This is a genomic window from Streptomyces sp. NPDC005004, assembly GCF_053600675.1.
On sequence record NZ_JBSGAH010000003.1, the window covers coordinates 360,327 to 379,803 of the forward strand.

16 protein-coding genes are annotated in these 19,477 nt (G+C 70.2%); 11 read left to right on the top strand and 5 right to left on the bottom strand.

The window, feature by feature from the left end; all coding sequences use genetic code 11:
• Positions 1-60 precede the first annotated feature (60 nt).
• On the bottom strand, positions 61-2,214 hold the full coding sequence (locus tag ACWEEU_RS05925) for an N-6 DNA methylase (RefSeq protein ID WP_451728937.1): 2,154 nt from the start codon (positions 2,212-2,214) through the stop codon (positions 61-63).
• A gap of 157 nt (positions 2,215-2,371) precedes the next feature.
• Here ACWEEU_RS05925 and ACWEEU_RS05930 point away from each other — a divergent pair, with 157 nt between their 5' ends.
• The 3 genes from ACWEEU_RS05930 to ACWEEU_RS05940 all read left to right on the top strand — a co-directional run bounded on the left by ACWEEU_RS05930 (position 2,372) and on the right by ACWEEU_RS05940 (position 6,154).
• Positions 2,372-3,586 (top strand): DNA sulfur modification protein DndB, encoded by a 1,215-nt coding sequence (locus ACWEEU_RS05930; RefSeq protein ID WP_451728939.1) that lies wholly within the window; start codon positions 2,372-2,374, stop codon positions 3,584-3,586.
• Positions 3,587-3,826: 240 nt separating this feature from the next.
• Positions 3,827-4,453, top strand: coding sequence for a hypothetical protein (locus ACWEEU_RS05935; RefSeq protein WP_451728942.1), 627 nt, complete (start codon positions 3,827-3,829; stop codon positions 4,451-4,453).
• A gap of 69 nt (positions 4,454-4,522) precedes the next feature.
• The gene (locus ACWEEU_RS05940) at positions 4,523-6,154 is read left to right on the top strand and encodes an RNase H family protein (protein ID WP_385742027.1); all 1,632 of its coding nucleotides are present in this window, start codon (positions 4,523-4,525) and stop codon (positions 6,152-6,154) included.
• 113 nt (positions 6,155-6,267) lie between these two features.
• Here the strand turns inward: ACWEEU_RS05940 and ACWEEU_RS05945 are convergent, their stop codons facing one another.
• Positions 6,268-6,939, bottom strand: coding sequence for a DUF6308 family protein (locus ACWEEU_RS05945; RefSeq protein ID WP_451728946.1), 672 nt, complete (start codon positions 6,937-6,939; stop codon positions 6,268-6,270).
• Entirely contained in the window at positions 6,936-8,144 is a 1,209-nt protein-coding gene (locus ACWEEU_RS05950) for a cytochrome P450 family protein (RefSeq protein WP_451728949.1), read from the bottom strand. Before ACWEEU_RS05950 ends, ACWEEU_RS05945 begins: the two co-directional genes overlap by 4 nt.
• Before the next feature lie 172 nt (positions 8,145-8,316).
• On the opposite strand from ACWEEU_RS05950, the gene pnuC reads away from it, so the two are divergent.
• The 8 genes from pnuC (at position 8,317) to ACWEEU_RS05990 (ending at position 17,201) form a co-directional block, all read left to right on the top strand.
• Positions 8,317-9,066, top strand: a complete 750-nt coding sequence (pnuC, locus tag ACWEEU_RS05955) for a nicotinamide riboside transporter PnuC (RefSeq protein WP_451728952.1) — start codon at positions 8,317-8,319, stop codon at positions 9,064-9,066.
• Positions 9,063-10,175, top strand: coding sequence for an AAA family ATPase (locus ACWEEU_RS05960; RefSeq protein WP_451728955.1), 1,113 nt, complete (start codon positions 9,063-9,065; stop codon positions 10,173-10,175). The genes pnuC and ACWEEU_RS05960 overlap by 4 nt, the downstream gene beginning before the upstream one ends.
• 838 nt (positions 10,176-11,013) lie before the next feature.
• Entirely contained in the window at positions 11,014-11,265 is a 252-nt protein-coding gene (locus ACWEEU_RS05965) for a hypothetical protein (protein WP_451728958.1), read from the top strand.
• A gap of 1,052 nt (positions 11,266-12,317) precedes the next feature.
• Positions 12,318-13,826 carry a hypothetical protein gene (locus ACWEEU_RS05970; RefSeq protein WP_451728961.1) on the top strand — a complete coding sequence of 503 codons (1,509 nt, stop codon included), beginning with the start codon at positions 12,318-12,320 and terminating at the stop codon, positions 13,824-13,826.
• A 248-nt stretch (positions 13,827-14,074) separates the two neighbouring features.
• The gene (locus tag ACWEEU_RS05975) at positions 14,075-14,308 is read left to right on the top strand and encodes a hypothetical protein (RefSeq protein ID WP_451728964.1); all 234 of its coding nucleotides are present in this window, start codon (positions 14,075-14,077) and stop codon (positions 14,306-14,308) included.
• A 33-nt stretch (positions 14,309-14,341) separates the two neighbouring features.
• Positions 14,342-15,007, top strand: a complete 666-nt coding sequence (locus ACWEEU_RS05980; RefSeq protein WP_451728967.1) for a vWA domain-containing protein — start codon at positions 14,342-14,344, stop codon at positions 15,005-15,007.
• Positions 15,008-15,228: 221 nt separating this feature from the next.
• Positions 15,229-16,239 carry a protein phosphatase 2C domain-containing protein gene (locus ACWEEU_RS05985; protein WP_451728970.1) on the top strand — a complete coding sequence of 337 codons (1,011 nt, stop codon included), beginning with the start codon at positions 15,229-15,231 and terminating at the stop codon, positions 16,237-16,239.
• Positions 16,236-17,201: a hypothetical protein gene (locus ACWEEU_RS05990; RefSeq protein WP_451728973.1), complete on the top strand. Its 966-nt coding sequence runs from the start codon at positions 16,236-16,238 to the stop codon at positions 17,199-17,201. Before ACWEEU_RS05985 ends, ACWEEU_RS05990 begins: the two co-directional genes overlap by 4 nt.
• Positions 17,202-17,234: 33 nt before the next feature.
• Here the strand turns inward: ACWEEU_RS05990 and ACWEEU_RS05995 are convergent, their stop codons facing one another.
• Both ACWEEU_RS05995 and ACWEEU_RS06000 read right to left on the bottom strand, forming a co-directional pair.
• Positions 17,235-17,861: a hypothetical protein gene (locus ACWEEU_RS05995; RefSeq protein WP_451728976.1), complete on the bottom strand. Its 627-nt coding sequence runs from the start codon at positions 17,859-17,861 to the stop codon at positions 17,235-17,237.
• Complete coding sequence (locus ACWEEU_RS06000) at positions 17,858-19,279, bottom strand: AAA family ATPase (protein WP_451728979.1); 1,422 nt, start codon at positions 19,277-19,279, stop codon at positions 17,858-17,860. The genes ACWEEU_RS05995 and ACWEEU_RS06000 overlap by 4 nt, the downstream gene beginning before the upstream one ends.
• Positions 19,280-19,477 lie beyond the last annotated feature (198 nt).

The window sequence follows — 19,477 nt, forward strand, 5'->3', positions numbered from 1 at the left end:
ATGTCAACCACTAAGCGTGAAGAACTCGTGGAAGGCCCCGGTTCGGCGGTGGTGTGCTGCCTACGGGGTCGCGTCTCGGGGCGGGAGCAACGCCCCCCCGGTCAGGCCGCCCACCAGTAGCTGTGCCGTCTCCTCCGCCAGCAGCGTCGCCCGCCGGGCCTTGGCTCGGAGGTCGTACACCTGCCGGAATGCCTCCCCGTACTGCCGCTGCTCCTCCAGGGGCAGTAGCGGCACGCGCAGCCGGCCGGGGCTGACCGTCAGGGCCGTACTGCCCGTCGACGCGGCTGCGATGTTCTCCTCCGCGCCCAGGAAACCGGCGAGGAACCATGCGTCCAGGCGTGCCGGATCCGGCCGGAAGAGGTGGACGTGAAGGCCGAGCAGGGCACCCGCTTCCTCCTCGCCCGCGACTCGGATCGTCGAACCGTCGCCGCCCACGACTGCCCGGACGAGGACGTCCCCGACGGCGACCACAGGCGCCGTTTCGCTGCGCAACTCCGCTGGATCGCCTGTGGGCCCCGACCCGCGCGCGATGTCCGATGCCGTGAGCACCGTGCGGGCGCTCGTCCGTTCCCCGCTATCGCTTTCCGCGCGCCCACGCGCGCTCTCGGGTACCGTCCGCAGCAGCGTGAGCGCCCCACCGCGAGCGAGGTCTGACGCGGTCGCCGTACGCCACTCACGTGCCGCCGTGCCCGCGGCGCTCCACCCTTCCCGCCCGGCCATCCGCGCGAGCGACGTCGCGGCCTCGACGAGATCCCGGCGCGTGGCGTCGGCCTCGGCCGACAGCTCCGCCGGATCGACGTCGGCGCGTGACGCCCGCACGAGCCGTGCGGGGGTCAGGTCGACCACGTCGTCCAGCAGGTCGACCACGCCGGCGGCGTGTGCGACACCGGGTTGGTCTTCGAACGCGTCGGGATTATCGGTGAAGGCCCGCCATGCGCCCAAGGCACGCGCCGTGACCGCCTCCCAGTCCACGGACGCGGACCGGCTCCCGCCTCTCGTCCGCGCGGTCGCCGCCGCCCCACCGTGTCCGGCCTGCGCCGACGTGTCTGTGGCCGTGTCCACGAACAGCACCGACTTGCGCTCGGGGCCACCCGGCTCGGGCCGTTGCAGCACCCACACCTGAAGTCCGACGTGCAGGGGCACCGACGCGCCCGCCGGTAGTGCGATCACCGCGCGCAGTGCCCCGCCGCGGACCAGCTCCGCCCGTACTCGGCGTCCCGACGCGCGGCTTGCTGTGGCCGGAGGCAGGAGCAGGGCCGCGTAGCCGCCCGGCCTCAGGTGGGCGAGGGCGTGCTGCACCCACGCCAGCTCCGATTCGGCGCGTGCCGGTACGCCGTAGGCCCAGCGGGGGTCGTACGCCAGCTCGTCGTGGCCCCAGTCGCGGACGCCGTACGGCGGGTTGCACAGCACCGCGTCGACGAGCAGGTCCGGGAACGCGTCCGCGCGGAGGCTGTCGGCGGCGCGCACGGTGACCTCTGCCTCCGGGGCCGTCAGCATCAGGCTCACGGCGCTGCGCCGGGCCTGAACCGGGAGCGTGTCCTGGCCGTACAGCTCACGCGCGCCCCGGCGGGCGGCGGCCGCCAGGAGGGTGCCACTGCCGCAGGCCGGGTCGAGTACGCGGTCCGGCGAGCCGGGGATCAGGCCGACGATGAGGCCGGCGAGCGGCGCGGGAGTGCGGTAGGCGCCGGACGCCGCACTCTCCTCCAACTCCCGCTCGGCGAGCACGCCCAGCGCGGCCTGGCCGCCGTCGTCGCGTACGCACGCGTACAGCGCGCGCAGCACCGCCGCGTCGCCCGCCTCGAAACGGACTGTCTCCGCGCCCGGCACCGCGTCGGTCACGGAGGCGGCGTCGCGCTGTGCGCGGGCGGCGAGGTCCGCCTCGGGCAGCTCGGTGGCGGCCGTCAGTTCCACCGGCGAGCGGCCTGCCGTCGCGAGCACGAGGAGCAGCAGGTCCTCCGCCTCCCCGCCCGCGCTCTGTGCGCGCAGACGGAGTGTGGTGCGCAGTTCCTCCGACGGGTTCGCCGCCGAAGCATGACCGCGCGAAGCGAGCCAGGAGCGCACCCGGTCCAGGTCGTACAGCGGACTGCTGTCGGTGCCACCCGACGGCGCGGGAAAGTCCTCGTGCCGACGGCGCCAGTTGCTGACCGTGGCACGGGTGACCCCCGCGATGCGGGAGATCTCTGCGGCGGTGACCTGGGCGGATGGCTGCGGCATGGGGGAGTCCTGTGCTTCTCGGCAGTGAACAGCTAACAACTTACAACACTCGTCAATTCAGCCTGACTGTTTGACAGTGCTTTCAGTGTCATGCTTCTCTGGTGTTGCTTCCGGCTGGAAGCGCCTGATCTCCGGGGGGAATTCCATGCGCCTGACCATGCCGACCGCTGTCGTCGAGGGCACCCAGCTCACCGTCATGCCCTTCCGTGACGACGCCGTCGTCGGGACGATGTCCGTGCCCGCGCTCGTCCAGCTCGTGCCGTCTCCGCGCGCAGAGGAGGACCCGCGCAGGCTGAAGGCCGCCTCGGGCCTGGTCCGTCGGCACGCCGAACTGCGGGCCACCGTGCAGCGAACGCTCAAGTCCTCGCAGAAGGGCAAGAACGTCGGCCCGTACGCCGAGTACATCGCCGCGGGCCTCAAGGGCGAACTCGGTGCCGCCTGGTCCACGCCGCCGGTCACTCTGTGGCACGCCGGACCGCTCGCCGCGCTCAGCGACGAACTCGTTCCCGGCAGTGGGCTGCGCACCATCACCATCGCCCCGGGCACCATGGTCGTCGCCATCGACGGCGAGACCCAGACCACTGCCTGGCACGATCTTTACGACAACCCCGAGGAGTACGGCCTGACGTACCCGGAACTCGCCCAGGTGCGCCTTCCGTTCGAGCTGTACGTCGACCTGTCCCCGGCCGACGCGCGGCAGATCTTCTACGACCGAAATGTCGAAGGCGTGGCCGTCGCCAAGAACCTCGCCATGTCCATGGATCAGCGCGACTTCGGCACGCGCCTCGCGCACATGGTCGCCGACTCGGTGCGGGTGGAGGTCGACGGGCAGCGGGTTCCCTTCGCACGGCTGGTGAACACCAGCAAGCGGCAGGTGTCCGCGAGCGACCGCGAGGTCGTCACCCTCTCCGCGCTGCGCGCCCTCGTCGTCACCGCGATCTATGGCCGGAACGGCCTCCAGCGGTCCGCGGAGTCGTTGCACGAGGACGAGCTGCCCACGGGGTACGGGTCTGAGCAGGTCGAATCCGCCGTCGTACCGGTCCTCGGGCAGGTGATCGCCCGCCACGCCCGCGACTTCACCGGGCGCAGCGCCATCACCGCGCCCGCCGTCCTCGCCGGCATCGGCATCGCCGTCCACTGCACCATGCCGTGGAGCGATCCGGCGTCAGCCTTCCGCACGGACGACCTGGTGCGCCTCCTCGACGGTGTCCACTGGGAGCGGGAGCCGAAGTACTGGGACGGGGTCGCCGCGAAGACCGGCACCTCCGGGCGGCTCAACTTCAGCGGAGGCGTCAAGGACTCCGGCGGCCGGGTCGCCGAGGCGATCCTCTACCCGGCGACGGAGGCGGGCCGCAGGATTCGCGGCCTCTGAACTTCGCTGAGATCAAGGCTGGTTCGGCCACAGGTGAGCGCGCTGTCCTGAGGCGGCCGTCACGGTCGCCGGAGCCATCACAGTCACGAAGTACTGAGCGGCCGTCCCGACGGGCGGGGACGCGATGTTGCCCCGGGACGCTACCCGGCCGGACCCCGGGCGCGGCGGCACTCCGCTTCCGTCAGCGCGCGCCCTCCGCACCCCACCACCACTCTCCGCATCCACACAAGGAATGGCCTCATGAGCTACCTGCAGATCCCCGGCACGCCGTCCGCTTCCTCCCGCCGTGCCGCCGTGTCCCACCCGCGCCGGATCGCCCTCGCCCTGGCCGCGACGGCCATGGGCTGCTCCCTGTGCGCCTGCTCCTCAATCGGTGGCACCCAGACCGACACCACGCCGCCGGCGGCCACTGTCAGCGCCTCGCAGGACACCCACGGCGCCGAGGACACCCAGGACGACTCCGACAGCGACACCTTCACCGTCGCACTGGACAAGACCGCCACGTGGAAGAACGGAGTCAAGGCGCACCTGAGCGGCTTCAGCCGCGGCACCTCCGGCGAGTACGCCAGCCCGTCCGGCAAGCCCTACCTGGCCTTCTCCGTCACCATGCAGAACGGTTCGAAGTCCTCGCTCGACCTGAGCATGGTCAGCCTGTCCTGCCCGGACGGAGCCGACGAGATTTTCGACTCGGAGGCCGGCCTCGACGGCACGCCGGACACGCATCTGCTGCCGGGCAAGTCGCAGACCTGGAAGGAGGCCTGCGCGTTCCCCAGGACGGCCAAGAGTGTCCAGATCGAGATCATGCCGACCGACACCTCCGACTCCGGCTGGTACCGCACGGCCATCTTCACCGGCCAGGTGAAGTAGCCCGCACCGTCGCCCGCATGCATCCCCTGTGCGGCCCGTTCACCACCACCCGCGACCTGGAAGGCCAACGTGACGATCACCAAGCGCACGGAGCTGGTCCGTCGCTTCACGGACGACTTCACCGCACTGCAGGAGGCCGTCCTCGCGCACATGAACGGGGTCTGCGCTCCGGAGACCGCTGCGGCTCTGGAGCACCCATCACTCGCCGGTCCCATCACCGTCGCTCTCGCTCATGCCGACGTCCTCGCCCGCGGGGCGGTCCGGCGCGCGGAACTCTCGGCTCAGCCCGCCGAGCGGCTGCGCCGGCTGCGAGGCCACGCACACAGGGTGCGGCGGGCACGGTCGCAGGCGGAAGCCCAGGACAAGGAGCAGCGCGCCAGCCGCACCACCGGCCACTCCCGGCCGGTGGACGCGCTGGAGCTGCGGGTGGCGCGCAGGGCGTTCCCGGCGGCCTTCGCAGATGTCCTACGCCAGGAGCTTCGCGACAGGGGGCTGCCGGACGGCACACCGCGGGCCCCGGAGAGGGATCTCGCCCGATGGGCCTGGGACCGGAAGACGGCAGGCGGCGAACTGCCCGCACCGGTGCGTGAACTGCTGAACTGCGACGACGACGCCTTCATCCAGGCCCTCCTGCGTGATGCCCAGGAGGAAGAGAACCCATACCTCCCGCACGATGCGGTGGTCGAACGGTGGAACCGCCACGCCCGTACTGCGCTGGCCTGGGGCCGCTACGCGATCGGCCGAGCCGAACGGGACGTACTGGCTTGCTCTCCCTCCGCACGGTGCGCGCGACTCGAGGCCCTGGACGACGCCTACCAGGACACCGCGGTTCTTGCTGCCCGCTCCCGTGAAGCCTTGCTCCGGGCTACGGACCTCCACGGCCGGATGCGAGCCGGCGTTACCAGGGGGTACTTCGCGGAGCTCATCGCGCAGTGTCGCGCCGCGGCTCTGGCACGTTTCGCCGACGCAGAGCCCGAGTTCTGGCACAGCGTGCGCGAACTGACGGTGAGCCACCAGGCGCGCTGTCCCGAACAGGAAGACAACTGCCCCCACTGCCACCGCGCTCTCGTCTCCATCCTCGCCGACACCTACCCTGTCGGCACGGGCGACGGCGGGGACAACGAACGTCCGACGCCAACGGTCCCGGCCGACGGGGACCGTTACGCTCTGCTCGCAGACCTTTGCGACACTGCCGTCGTGGCAGTCGCCGACGCCGCCATCGGCGACGAGTCGGCACTGTGCGGCTACGGCTGGGCTGCCGAAGACGGGACCATCGGATGCGGTGACTCGCTGGCCTCGAGCAGCGGTGAAGCCGAAGTCATCGGCATCTGTGCGGCTGCCCTCAGCCTGCTAGAGCGCCACGAGGACGCGCCGGTGGTTGTTCTGTGCGACAGCGCCCAGGCGGTCGAGGCAGTCGATATGGCCCTGCGTTCCGCCGATCCGGCGACCGCCCATCGCAGCCTCCTCTTCCCGGAGAGCAGGCAACTGATGGGCCGTCTGGTACGCCACCACCATCGCGTACAGGTCCGCTGGCTGAAAGGCCATATCGGACACGACCTCAACGAAACCGCCGACGCCTTCGCCGGCCTGGCCCTGCGCCGCGCCACCGGCCGAATCACCTCCTCTGTCGCGCGCAAGGAGGAAATGCGAATCCTGCGCTCGCTCGGCTCCGTGGCCGGCCCACTGTCGGTCGCTGCCTGACCGCACGGCTCGGTGCGTCTCAGCGCGGAGTCCTTTCCGTCATCCGGGCGTCCTGCCGATGCCTCGCACGGGGCCGCAGGTCCTTGTCGCGCTGCGCAGATGGCGGTCAGGCGTCACTGCTCTCCCTGGTGCATCCAGGCGATGACGTCGAACACACGCAGGACGCCGATGTCCTCGCCGATTCCCGCCTTCTGCCGGAGATGGACCAGCCGGTCGTAGAAGGCGCCGTTGTCCGCGCGGAGAGCCGTCGCCAGCGCGGCCCAGAAGGTGTGGTCGGTCCTGGGGCGCCGGAAGAGCCGCTTGATGCGCTTGTCGTAGACCGGGATCAGGTGGGGGCGCTTGCGGGCCAGTAGTTTGCCCGCGATGACCGGGCCGCTGCCGTCGGGCTTCTTCGCGTACTTCTCCGTCCGGTGGCTCAGGCGCTCCCACAACTCCCACGCGGGACCGTCCCTCGCCATGAGCCGTTCGCTGGCGGGATCCTCCAGGCGGGCGTCGCGAGGGATCAGCGACAGCAGGCGCGTCCAGTGACCCTCGCAATCGGTCAGCAGGTCGATCGCCCCGTGCGGCTTGAGCGAGACGCTGAGCATCGTGATGGCGACGAGGTCGTCGCTGTCGAAGCGGTTCGCCACGGCCGGCGCGTCCCCGCCGCCACCCAGGCGCTCGAAGTGTGCGCCGGAGTAGAAGAGATCGTCGCGGTCGCAGCGTTTCCTGGTGAAGTACGTGGACAGCAGCCGTACGGCGTTCTCGTCGTCCCCGTAGACGTCCGGGATCTTCAGCGCGGTCACCGTCCGCCATCCCAGCGCACCGGCAGGCTACGCGGTCCCCTGATCAGCATTCCCTCGCGCCAGGTGAGGGCGGCGGGGTGGGTGTCGAGGGTGAGGGTGGGGAAGCGGTCGAGGAGGGAGGTGAGGGCGAGGCGGGCTTCGAGGCGGGCGAGGGGGGCGCCGAGGCAGTAGTGGATGCCGTGGCCGAAGGCGACGTGGCCGCCGGTCGGGCGGCGGATGTCGAAGTCGTCGGGGGCGGGGAAGCGGGCGGGGTCATGGTTGGCGTCGGCCATGGCCACGAGGACCAGTTGGCCGTCGCCGGGGATGACCGTGCCGCCGATCTCGATCGGTTCGGTGGTGAACCGGAAGGTCGGGGTCTCCACCGGGCCGTCGTAACGGAGCATCTCCTCCACCGCGTTGGGCATGAGCGTCATGTCCTTGCGGAGGGCGGCCAGTTGGTCGGGGTGGGTGAGCAGGGCAAGGGCGCCGTTGGAGATCAGGTTGACCGTGGTCTCGTGGCCGGCGACCAGCAACAGCCAGGCGGTGCCGAGCAGTTCCTCGTGGGAGAGCCGGTCGCCGTCCTCGTCGGTGGTGCGGACCAGGTCGCTCATCAGGTCCTGGCCGGGTTCGCGACGCTTGCGTTCCATCAACTCGGCCAGGTACGCGGCCGTTTCGCGCGTCGCCGCCTGTCGTATCGCGGGGTCGGCGGCGGACAGGACCGTGTTCGTCCAGTCCCGGAAGGCGGCCCGGTCCAGGGCCGGTACGCCGAGCAGCTCGCAGATCACCGAGATCGGCAGCGGGAACGAGAGCGCCTCGACCAGATCGGCCCGGCCTTCCGGCGCCGCGATCATCGCGTCGAGCAGCTCGTCGGTGATCTCCTGGACGCGCGGGGCGAGTTGCTCGATACGGCGCGGGGTGAACTCGCGGACCACCAGCTTGCGCAGCCGCCCGTGGTCCGGCGGGTCCTGGTTGAGCATGTGGGGTCCGGCGGCCGGGCTGGAGATCGGGAACGTGGCCGCGGCGTTCTCCCACCGCTTCGACAGCCGCGGGTCCGCGAGCGCCGCCCGCCCGGCCTCGTAGCCCACTACGAGCCACGCCTCCGCTCCCTCCGGAATCCGCACCCGGTGCACGGGGCCGCGCTCGCGCAGCGCCGCGTACACCGGATAGGGATCGCGGACGAAGTCCTCACCCATCGCCACCAGGTCGATCACGTCGGTCGTGGTCATCGTCCGCCCCCGTCGCTCGGTCTCGATTCGACGCTAGCAGCGAGTGGCAGCGGGGCGAAGGCCGAAATCGGCGCGATCACCTGGCTGAAAACCATGGGGAGAAGAGGGGGATTGTAGAGCGGACACCCACTTGTTATCGTCACTTCGACATTAACGGGAGGGGTGGGACTGCATGACTGTTCCGGACATGCTCAGCGGCCTGATCGCGCCGCTGAACCAGCAGGTGTTCCAGTTGGGCCAGGACGCGGTCACCTGGTCCGAACTGCTCGGCTTCGCCACCGGCGCGGTGTGCGTGTGGCTGTGCGTACGGGCCAGCGTGTGGAACTTCCCCGTGGGCATCGCGAACAACCTCTTCTTCCTCGCCCTGTTCTGGAGCGCCCGCCTGTACGCGGACGCCTCGCTCCAGGTCGTCTACCTGCTCCTCGCGGCCCACGGCTGGCTGCTCTGGCTGCGCGGCGGCGAACGGCGCTCCCGGCGCCGCGTGGGCCACGCGCCCCGGTCCACCCTGCTCGTCCTGCTCGCGCTGCTCGTCCCCGCCACCTGGGGGCTGACCGTCCTGCTGACCCGCGCCCACGACGTCGCGCCCTTCTGGGACGCGCTGACCACGGCGCTCTCCCTGGCCGCACAGTGGCTGCTCAACGCCAAGCAGATCGAGAACTGGTACTTCTGGATCGCCGCCGACCTCGTCTACATCCCGCTGTACTTCACCAAGGGTCTCGATCTCACCGGCATCGTCTATGTGCTGTTCCTGGCCATGTGCCTGACGGGATTGCGGTCCTGGCGCGGCGAGTTGGCGGCCGCCGGGTCCGCAACCGGGGCAGGTGACGGGACCGGCGCCGGCGGCCCCGGCGGCACCGGCGGCACCGGCGACAGCGGCGGTCCGGGCGACACCGGCGCCACCGACCGGACGGTGACCGCATGAGCACGCCCTTCGCGCACGGCCTGGTCATCGGCAAGTTCTACCCGCCCCACTCCGGCCACCACTTCCTCATCCGCTCCGCCGCCGACTCCTGCGCGCGCGTCACGGTCGTCGTGATGGCGGCCCGGCACGAGTCGATCCCGCTCGCGGAACGCGTCGCCTGGATACGCGAACACTGGGCCGACCGGCCCCAGGTGGCGGTCGTCGGCATCGTCGACGACCTGCCGGTCGACTACGACAGCCCCGAACTCTGGGACGGTCACGTCATGTTGATGCGCCAGGCCCTCGCCACCGGCCCGCACGCGGCGGCCGTGGACGCGGTCTTCAGCTCCGAGCCCTACGGCACGGAACTCGCCCACCGCTTCGGCGCCGCACCCGTGTTGCTGGACCTCGGCCGTACGACCTTCGCCGTCTCCGGCACCAAGGTACGCGCCGACCCCGTCGCCCACTGGGACGAGATCGAACCGCCGGTACGCGCCTGGCTCGCCCGCCGGGTCGTCGTCCTCGGCGCGGAGTCCACCGGAACCACCACACTCTCCCGCGACCTCGCCACCGCCCTGCGCGCCCGGGGCGGCGCCCACGCGCTCACCCGCTGGGTTCCCGAGTACGGCCGCGAACTGACCGTCCTCAAACTCGCCCGCGCCCGAGCCCTCGCCGCCCCGGGGCGCCCGGCGCCCGGCGTGGCCGAACTGGACTGGGACGACGGCGACTTCGAGACGGTCGTGCACCGCCAGAACCGCCTCGAACAGGACGCCGCCCGCGCCGGCGGCCCCGTGCTCGTCTGCGACACCGACGCCCTGGCCACCACCGTCTGGCAGGAACGCTACCGAGGCCGCACCACCGCCCCGGTCCACGACCTCGCCGCCGCCATGCCACCCCGCGCGCTCTACCTCCTCACCACCCACCACGACGTCCCCTTCGACGACGACGGCCTCCGCGACGGCGAACACCTGCGCCCCTGGATGACCGACCGCTTCCGTGAAGTCCTCGCCGGGTCCGGTGTGGAGTGGCTGGAGGTCTCGGGCGACCGGGAGACGCGACTTGGGCGCGCTCTCGCCGCGGTGGACCGGGTGTTGGGGGAGGGGTGGGGGCTGGCGGATCCGTTGGGGTGAGGTGGAGCCGGACCGGAGCCGGAGCCGGAGCCGAACCGAGCGGGCCGGGCCGGACATGTCGTAAACCGGTCGTTGAGGCGACCGACGAACGCAGGGCCGTCGCCTTCCCAGGGTGGCCGTGGCCGTCGGGACGTGCTCCCGCCGCCGAGCGGGACGCCGGGCCCTGATCGACTTGTTCCGCCCGGCCCGGTGGGATCAGAACGATCCACCGCTGGTCTGCCCGCACCCATGCGCCGGGGGCATGACAGCGTCAAGCGGGGAAGTGAAAGTGGAGCAGTTCGCTCCGGGCAAAATTCTGCGCGGCCGGTTCCGGCTGGAAGGCATCCTGGGCGCGAGTGGCGCTCGCTCCTGGACGAGCTCGGCGAGGACGGCTGGGACGCGGGCGGGCCGTACCCGCCAGCCGGCCGCCGCGAACGCCCGGTCCCGGTCGGCGGCCTCGGGGTCGTCGTCCGTGCCGTCGGCCCGACGCGGCGCGAGGACGACGCCGGTACGCGCGTCGGGCCATGCCAGTTCGGCCATCCAGCCCCGGTCGTCGAGTTCGTGACCCGTCATCGGGAACGGGCACACCGAGCGCGAGCAGCCCCGGTTCGTCCGGGTCCAGGTACTCGATCACCCGTCCCCGCGCGGCGTCTCGGCGGTCGGGCCCGCCGGAGACAGGCGCCTCGACCTCCGCAGTGGACGTGGGTTCCGGGACAGCGGACGTCGCCGGTTCGGAGCCGGCCGGCGCGGCGTGGCCGAACGCCGTCCGGACTGGTCGGCGGTCCTCTTCTCGACAATGGCCCGCGCGAACCAGGCGTCCTGGAGTTCCTCCGCGTCCTGTGCGACCGGCAGCCGGTAGGTGCCTTGCGCCCCGTCCAGCACCACCACGGACTGGGGGTCCGCCCCGGCCGCCCGCTTCGGCGCCGACCCCGTCAGCGCGGCCAGCGCGTCCCGCACCTCCGCGGGGGTCGCCGCGATGAAGTACCGCAGCCGCCGCTTGTCACGCCCGACACCTGCCTGCCAGATCCTGAGCGGGCTCGTCTCCAGCTTCTGGGGATCGGTCTCGGGGGAGAGTGCGGCCCACCCCGAACGACCGCAGGTACGGCAGTAGACCGCGGGAAGGTGGCCTGGGCCGGACGCTGGACGGTGTCGGAACCGGGGAGCGCCAGGGGCTGTCGGGAATCCGAGGCCGGCCACTCCTCGTCGTCCGAAGCGTCTTCGGACGACGGCGCCGCGAGGAGCGCCGACTTGCGCGCGGCCGCGCGCTCGTCCTCGTACCACTGGAACTCCGGCCGCGCGCCGACCCCGCTGAGCGCCCGGCCCACCGGCCGCACCCACAGATGCGCCTCGATATGCAGCAACGGACGGCGCTCGTCCGACTCCGGGTCCCGCGCCGACGACAGCAGCGCCACGAACCGCGAGAGCGCTTCCAGGGCGAGCCGCGGGTTCTCCCGCGCGGTACGCGCCCACGCGTACCCGAAGCGGGCCGTGCGGTCGCGCAGCCTCCACTCGTCGAGCGGCTCGCCGTTCAGCAGGGTGAGCACGCCATGGGTGAAGTCGTGGGTGGAAGGGGGTCCTGATCCGCAGACAAGGTCCGCGGAAGATGCCAGTCTCCGGATCCCCGAGGAACCGCTCCAGCGCGCGCCGCGTGTCCTCGTCTGTCAGCGCGTACGTCGTCGTGAGGTACTGCGTCAGACTGCCTCGGAGCTGCGCGGCGGCCAGGGTGGGCTTCAACTACGGTGCGCTTCGGGCGAGTCGAACCGGTCGGACCGCCGTGCCGGTGACGGCGGCGGTGGCCACCGTCAAAATGTCGGATGCCACCGACAGCCGACAGCGGTCGGGCATTGCCTTCGCCGCTCAAGGCCGGTTCCGAGGTTCGTCTTCTGCCTTGCGCTTGCGCCATCACCGGCCAACTGGGTTTGCCCTCAGTATAGGTTCAGTATGAAACTATGTGAAGAAGCGATGATGGTTGCGCTTTGAGGGGTCCTCACTGGTCGCGACGGGCCGGATGGTACTCCTGGCGCCTACGGTTGCGCCTCTGGTGAAGAATGTGTGAAGGTCTTCACGCTTTACTCTGTGTGGCGACCCTGCATACGGCTGAGGCACTCGTCGCCCGCACTTGGATCTACAGAGAAGTCCCGGTTCACCGGGCAGGGGTGGGAGATGCTCACGGGGGAACTGTTGGACCGGCACGTGACGGCACGTCATCTCGAAGAGATGGCGGACGACCCGGTGCTGGAGCCGCGTGCCGGCATGCTGCGCGCTCTGGCACAGGTACTGGGCTCCACGGACACGACGGCTCTCGACGCCTGGGCTGAACTCGATCTCCTGGCGCACTTCGGGCGACCCGAGAGCGTCGCCCAGCCTGCCGAAGACGCCCGGGGTAAACGATTGGACGCTGCCCTGGACTGGGTTCTGGGAGCCCTTGTCTTCCTGCCTCTGCTCTTCACCTGGCTCGGCCTGTGGCAGGCGTCCAGCGCCTACGAAGCGCTCACGGGTCACGACCCGAAGGCCGCAGGGCGCCCCTTCCTGCAACTGTGGCAGTCAGGCTTCGACGGGAACCTGGGCGGAGCGTTCCGCTTTGGACATGTCGCGGTGACGGGTTGCCTGACCCTGGCGATGCTGTTCGTGCTCACCGCAGTGCACGGTTACCGGCGCACCGAGGCGGATCGACGTGCGGAGCGCGCGAGTCGGCGCAGCCGGACCGCGTTGGCCAGGCTCATACCGATCCTCACGCGTGCCCAGCTCGCGCTCAACGAGCATCGTGTGGCCTCGCCGCAGCGCTTCGCCGAGGAGCTCAACTCGTCCGCGACCAAGTTGAAGCGCATGCATGCCAAGGCACTGAGCACACACGAGGAGCTCACTCGTGCCGCCGAACTGGTTGGCGAGGCTGTGGGCAACGCCGAGCAGCGCCTTGTCCAGGCGGAGACGTACGTACGGCCGATCGAGGCGGTCGTGCTGCGGATCGAGGAGACCGTACGGGACAGTGGAACGGCCATCCAGGCAGCAGTGCGCGCTCTTGACGCCCCACTGACCCAGGCTGGACGGCAACTGGCCGACGCTGTGGGGGCGCAGACCGGCGTGCTCGACAAGTCGCGCGAGGAGCTGCGGACCGCGGGGGAGGAGATGCGCGACATCCTCACATGGGCGGCTGGCCGACTGGAGAGCGCGGTCGGAGACAACGGCGTCCACGTGCGTGACGCGCTGTCTGACGCCGCACGCCACGTTGAGGACTGCCTGAATGTGCTCGCTGCCTCGCAGCGAGGCTTCACCACCGGGATCGAGATCGTCACTGATGTGAACGGTCGGCTGCTCAACGACCTCGGGACAGTGGCCGACCGTACCGGCGAGGCGGCGGAGACAACCCGTCAGGCGCTGCTCGGCATCGAGGCGCGGAGCCACGCACTGCACCAGGCCGCGGAACGCTTCACCAGCGCCACCGACGCCTTGGTGCGGGCGCTCCACGAGACCGAGACGGCGCGCGCGGAGACTCGAGCGGCACGTGTCGAGACCGAGGCCGCACGCGCCGAGGCCGAGACCGCACGCGCCGAGGCGCGGGCAGCCTGGGCTGCCGCGGAGTCGGCGCGCGCCGGAGCCGAGGAGGCCCGCAGGCGCGCGGAGGACGAGCTGCGCGAGGCGAAGGAACTCCGCGCCGCCGCCGGACTGACGTGATGAGCGCCACGAGAAGGGGGTTCCACTTCACACCCCTTCACCTGGCCGGTTGGCTCTTCGCCGACATGCTGCTCGTGCTCGCGCTCGTGTCCATGGGGGACCGAGGGGACCCGGATGCCGCCCAGGCGACTGTCCACCCCGCGCCATCGGCCTCCGTGGAGCCGAGCTCGACACCGGCGGGTCCGCGGTCGGTGGAACGCAAGCCGGTCAAGGTTCATGTGACCGCGGCGGCTGGCGACACGTCTCGGATGACGCGACAGCTCCAGGCCGCCACGGCCCGCTACAAGGGGCGTACGGCCGCCTTCGTGCTGACCTTCGGGCAGGCGCCCGAACCCGGCGCCGGGCAGGCGTACGCAGGTGAGATCAACACCTCGCTTCGGAGGGCGCGACCGGGCATGTTCGCCGACGCAACGACGCGGAACTTCTGGAACGGCGGCCCCGCGGGGACGGCCGACCTGGAGATCTACTTCTACACCCGCTGACGGCTGCGCCGTCCTCAACTCCCAGGAGCGCACATGCAGATCCTTCCGTTCTACTTGGTCTGTGACGAGTCCACCTCGATGTCCGGACCCGGCGTCGACGCCATCAACTCCGCCCTCCCCGACCTGCACCAGGAGATCAGCACCAACCCGAGTGTCGCGGACAAGACCCGCTTCGCGCTGATCGGCTTCGCGACGCAGGCCACCGTGCTGCAGCCGCTCGCCGACCTGAGCGAACTGACGCAGCTGCCGTCCCTGTCGGCCGGCGGCTGGACCGCGTTCGGTGCCGCCTTCCGCCTGCTGCGCAGCACCATCGAGGCGGACGTCGACGCGCTGAAGGCGGAGGGCCACGACGTCTACCGCCCGGTGGTCTTCTTCCTCTCGGACGGCAACCCGACCGACGACGACTGGCATGCCGCGCTCGACGATCTCAACGCGTCCCGATATGCGCCGAAGATCATTGCCTTCGGAATCAGCGACGCCGATCCGGCGATCATCAGCGAGGTCGCCAACTTCAAGGCGTTCATCCAGCAGGACGAGAGCGTCTCCCCTGCGGCCGCGCTCCGGGAGTTCGCCTCGAGTTTCACCCGTTCCATCGTCAACTCGGCCACCAGTATGGCCGCGCAGGGCGGCGACGGCTTCCAGCTGCAGGTCGAGGACCACGTGCCCAACTTCACTCCCCTCTCCCTGGACAAGATGTGAGCGGGCCAGCGAACTTCGAGAGGTCCCATGAGGTGGGCGGCGAGTCGGAACACACAGGTTCGCGGCGCGATGATGCCGAGCTGGACCGGCACGTCGCAGGCATACCGCACGGCATGATGCACGACACGCGAGTGCCACAGGACGCCGCCCCCGTCGTCGCACAGCCGATGTCGCATGCTGCCGAGAGTCCTCCAGGGCCCATGCCCGTAATACCCATGCCCATGGCGCCCAGGGTCGAAGGGCCCGAGTACCTTTCCCCGCCGTCTGCGGTGGAGAAGCGCGAGTACTTGTCCCCGGCACCCACGGTGGAGGGGAGTGACTACCTGCTTCAGCCGTCCCTGGGCCTCGACGGCGAACCCTTGCGCAGGGATCCGGCCCACATTGGTCAGCGACCCCCCAGTTACCCGCCCCGCCCGCTGCGGTGCCCGTCTCTGGCGGACGGCGACGAGTTCGCCGCGTTCACCCCCGCAGTCCTGTTGGACGGCGCGGAGGCAGGACGGCTGACGGTTCGTGCAGTCTCCGTGCGGGGCGACAGCCACAACTGGGAGGGTTCCTGTCGGCAGGACGCCATGACGGTGACGCGCATCGGACCACCACAAGCGGAGTTCCTGCTGCTGGCGGTCGCCGACGGACTCGGCTCGGCCCGAAGCTCGCACAGCGGCTCGTACCAGGTCACCCAGCAGGCCGCTCTCCACCTGCACCGGGAGGCGGAGATCATCCACACCGCGCTGAGGACCGGGGACACAGGTGAGCTCCGCGCGATCGCCAACAAGGCGATCGCCAACGCCGTCAGCGCCCTACGTATCGACCGGGACTACGCCACTACCCTGCACGTCCTGCTCGTCCCGACCGATCCGGCCGTGCGTGAGCGTGTCCTGTTCAGTGTGGGCGACGGCGGCCTGCTCGTCCTGCGGGATGGCCACTGGACTCCAGGCGACCCGGCACGCGCCGGTGATCTGCTGGACACGCGCACCGAGGCACTCCCGCACGCTTATCGCAGCGTCAAGGCCACCCTGCTCCCTGCCGTGCCTGGCGAGGTCCTGCTGTTGGGCACCGACGGCATCACGAACCCGCTCACTCAGCGGAACCCCGAGTTCGCCCAATACCTGGCGGGTGCCTGGGGAGGACCCGAGATCCCCTCCCTCTCCGATTTCCTGTGGCAGGCGCAGACTCGGGCCAAGTCCTACGACGACGACCGCACCGTGATCTGTGTGTGGGAGGCGGGAGCATGAGCGTGGAGGACGGCGCAGACATCCTACGGTCGTCGCTGGCGTTGGGCGACGTCGTGGGCAGTGGCGGCCAGGGCGAGGTGCACGCGGTGGCAGGCGGCTCGCTGCTTTTCAAGCAGTACAGGATCCCCGCCGCCGTCGACGGGAACGCCCTCGCCGACCTGGTTGCCTTCCGGCAGGCTCTCGCTCGCGACGACCGGAGCCGTCTGGACGCCCTCGCCGCGTGGCCGCTGTGCCGGGTGGTCGAGGGCGGCCGGGCGGTCGGTTTTCTCATGCGCCGGGCGCCCGCCACCATGACGTGGCGCACGGCGGCCGGAGCGACGAAGCTTCTCGAACTTCAGTACCTCATCCGGCCCCCCAAAGTCGCCTGGAAGGAGGTCTCGCAACCGACTCCGGAGCAGCGCAAGGCTCTGGCCGTGGCCTGCGCGGAGGCCATCGGCTGGTTCCACGATGCGGGGCTCGTCATCGGTGACATCTCGCAGGCCAACGTCCTGTGGACACTCACGCAGGACACGTCGGTCTATTTCCTGGACTGCGACGGCTTCCGGCGAGTGGGACGCGCACCCGTTCAGGCCCAGGCCGCCACCCCGGAATGGAACGACCCGCTCGTCCCCTCCACCGAGGCGAGCGTGGACACGGATTCCTACAAGACGGGGCTCACGGTGGCGCGCGTCCTCTCCCAGGAGCCGTACCTCACCCCGGCACAGGAGCTGCGGGCCGTCTCCGGCTGCCTGAACGAACGGCAGGAAGCGGCGGCGCGACGGCTCTTCGCCCAGGCGGCTGGGCCGCGGGGCACACGCCCCCGGCCCAGCGAGTGGCTCACCGCGCTGGGCGACCGCGGCACCATTGCCCTCACCGCGGTCACGCCCCGGCCCAGGCCGTCCATCGATCACTCGGTCTTGGACGGCCCACGCACCCGCACACCGATCAACCTGCGCACTCCCGGGCCGTCGAGCCACGGGTGACGAGCCGGCGCCGAGAGCCTTGAACTCCGACGGTCAGGCGCGCAGAAGTGCGGCGTTCAGATCGCTGAGGAAGGCCTGCCAAGACGGAAGTTGGGAGACTGGTCCGTAGGGATCGAGGCTCTCAAGCAGCTTATGGCGGTGGCGCGGGAAGCGGTTGCGGAACGTTGTGAGACGGCGTCCGGCCACGCCACTCGCATGGGCCAGGGTTTCCTGGAGGAGTCTCTTCGGATCGGCGATCCGTTCCACGGCGCCTGCTTTGGGCAGGTCGAGATGCATCCGCCCGTTGGGATTCTCGGCGATCCGCCGGATGGCCGACTCGTCCAGCAGCAGCCATGCTTCGATGGCCCGCACTGGAACCACTGCGACATGGGGGTGCTCCGGCCATTCCCTCGTCACGGCTTCAGCGACCTCCTTCCGGCGGTCATCGGGGGAAACACGGTCCGCGTCCCGGTGCACGATCACCAGGTCGTAGGTGTCGCCGAGGCTTCGCACGGCGCGGAGCTTATCCGTCACGGCGTGGCAGTGCTCTGGTCCGAGGCGCCCGAAGTCGGGAGCTGTGACCACGGCTTGTACGCCGCGTTCCGCCGCCACCATCTCGATGTGCGGTACAAGGCCGTTGTCGCTCGTCCCCTCGCCCGTGAAGAGGATGCGCAGCGTCATGCCGCCCCCAGGTCGAGGGTGATCTGGGCCCCGGGGGGCGTGGTGAGGTAAGGGAGGATGTCCGCCTTGGTGACGTAGTCACGTCTTTCACCAGCCAGCCTCCACGTACTGGTGAGCGGACGCAGGCGCAGACTGCGCGCCATGCTCCCGTCCTCGGTCCGGCGTACGGCTGTGTCGGCGAACAGGAGGTCGTCGGGGGAAACCAGTTGAACAACACCGGGCGAGTGCGTGTTGATGAGGACCTGGCGGAACGGGTTGTCCGTCCCCGGCGGCTGGGTGGGATCGACAGCGAGATCCTGGACGAGTTCCACCATGGGATTGAGGTTGGCCGGATGAATGCCGTTCTCAGGCTCCTCCATGCAGATCATGCCGCGCACAGTGGGATCTTCCAGCAGGACGCAGAGCGCGAGGAAGCGCAGCGTCCCCTCGGACAGACTGCGTGCGGGCAACAGCATCCCGTCGGCTTCACGCACCTGGACGGTGAGAAGCTGGCGCACCTCGTCCTGGTCCACGCCCAGTTCCCGGATCTGCACCCCGGTGAGGTCCGAGAGACGTCCGGCGACGCGGGCGTACACCTGTTCAGGGTCGGCCTTCGCTGCGGTGTGTGCGACACGGTAGAGCGCAGCGGGCAGATGGGAGCCGTCCACGTCCATGGTCTGTGGGTCCATGTACCGGTCGGCACTGCGCAGCGCCGAGGGTTCGAGGGCGAGTCTGCGCCAGGACTCCATTTCGCGACGTGCGGCGAGAATGGTCGGGTCGTCACTGGACGTGATGGTAGAGACGACCGTGCCGGGGGCCCGTGAGGCCGCTGCCGGCTTCGGTTGACCCCGACTGCCGCCGTCCTGGTGAATCTTGACGATGGGCTCTCCGGACGAGGCGTCTGTGTCCGTCGAGATGTACGGGGCGCCACTGCGATGACCCGTGATGACCGCGTTGCGGAAGTGGGCCGCGCTATGCGGGAAGAGGAGGTGATTCTTGGCGGCGCCCTTGGTGATGTGACGGAGGTCCTCTCGGAGCAGGGTGAGCCGTCCGAAGCGGTCAAGTCCCGACGGTTCCTGGTAGCCGATCTCCAACTCGTAGCGCAGGAACGTCATGGTCGGTTTCGCCACACGACCGAAGTCGTCCTCGATTTCCGGCGGCACGATCATCTCGGCGGCGAAGCGCATACGGTGTTGCCCGGGCCGGTAACCCTTCCAGAAGAGGTCGCGTGGATCGCCGTGGCGCTCGCCGTGCACACCGCGGACATCCTGCGCTGCCTCCACCATCGGCCCGTCGGCGAGGAGCGACAGGAACTGGATCGCGTCGAAGACGTTCGACTTGCCTGTACCGTTCTCGCCCGCGATGCAGGTGAACGGCCCGAAGTCGATGGACAGGTCCAGCAGGTTCTTGAACCCGTGGACCTCCAACCGCGTCAGCATCAGCCCTCCGTCATGTCTGGCTTTCACGCGTGCTTGGTTGTCTCTCACGGGTGAAACGTCGTGGCTCAGCGTATCCGGGACGGCTGGCATCGGGTCACGTACCCGGTGCGGTCACTCCGCCGAGGTGTGCCACATGGCCCCAGCGACGCCCGGATGGTCGTGCTCGGTTCCCCCACGGCGGTCGGTGAGGCCCCATTC

Bases quoted from the DNA above. Each gene is read 5' to 3' on its own strand.
- ACWEEU_RS05925 (WP_451728937.1), bottom strand. From the start codon at position 2,214: ATGCCGCAGCCATCCGCCCAGGTCACCGCCGCAGAGATCTCCCGCATC.
- ACWEEU_RS05930 (WP_451728939.1), top strand. From the start codon at position 2,372: ATGCCGACCGCTGTCGTCGAGGGCACCCAGCTCACCGTCATGCCCTTC.
- ACWEEU_RS05935 (WP_451728942.1), top strand. From the start codon at position 3,827: ATGAGCTACCTGCAGATCCCCGGCACGCCGTCCGCTTCCTCCCGCCGT.
- ACWEEU_RS05950 (WP_451728949.1), bottom strand. From the start codon at position 8,144: ATGACCACGACCGACGTGATCGACCTGGTGGCGATGGGTGAGGACTTC.
- pnuC (WP_451728952.1), top strand. From the start codon at position 8,317: ATGACTGTTCCGGACATGCTCAGCGGCCTGATCGCGCCGCTGAACCAG.
- ACWEEU_RS05960 (WP_451728955.1), top strand. From the start codon at position 9,063: ATGAGCACGCCCTTCGCGCACGGCCTGGTCATCGGCAAGTTCTACCCG.
- ACWEEU_RS05970 (WP_451728961.1), top strand. From the start codon at position 12,318: ATGCTCACGGGGGAACTGTTGGACCGGCACGTGACGGCACGTCATCTC.
- ACWEEU_RS05975 (WP_451728964.1), top strand. From the start codon at position 14,075: ATGACGCGACAGCTCCAGGCCGCCACGGCCCGCTACAAGGGGCGTACG.
- ACWEEU_RS05980 (WP_451728967.1), top strand. From the start codon at position 14,342: ATGCAGATCCTTCCGTTCTACTTGGTCTGTGACGAGTCCACCTCGATG.
- ACWEEU_RS05985 (WP_451728970.1), top strand. From the start codon at position 15,229: ATGGCGCCCAGGGTCGAAGGGCCCGAGTACCTTTCCCCGCCGTCTGCG.
- ACWEEU_RS05990 (WP_451728973.1), top strand. From the start codon at position 16,236: ATGAGCGTGGAGGACGGCGCAGACATCCTACGGTCGTCGCTGGCGTTG.
- ACWEEU_RS05995 (WP_451728976.1), bottom strand. From the start codon at position 17,861: ATGACGCTGCGCATCCTCTTCACGGGCGAGGGGACGAGCGACAACGGC.
- ACWEEU_RS06000 (WP_451728979.1), bottom strand. From the start codon at position 19,279: ATGCTGACGCGGTTGGAGGTCCACGGGTTCAAGAACCTGCTGGACCTG.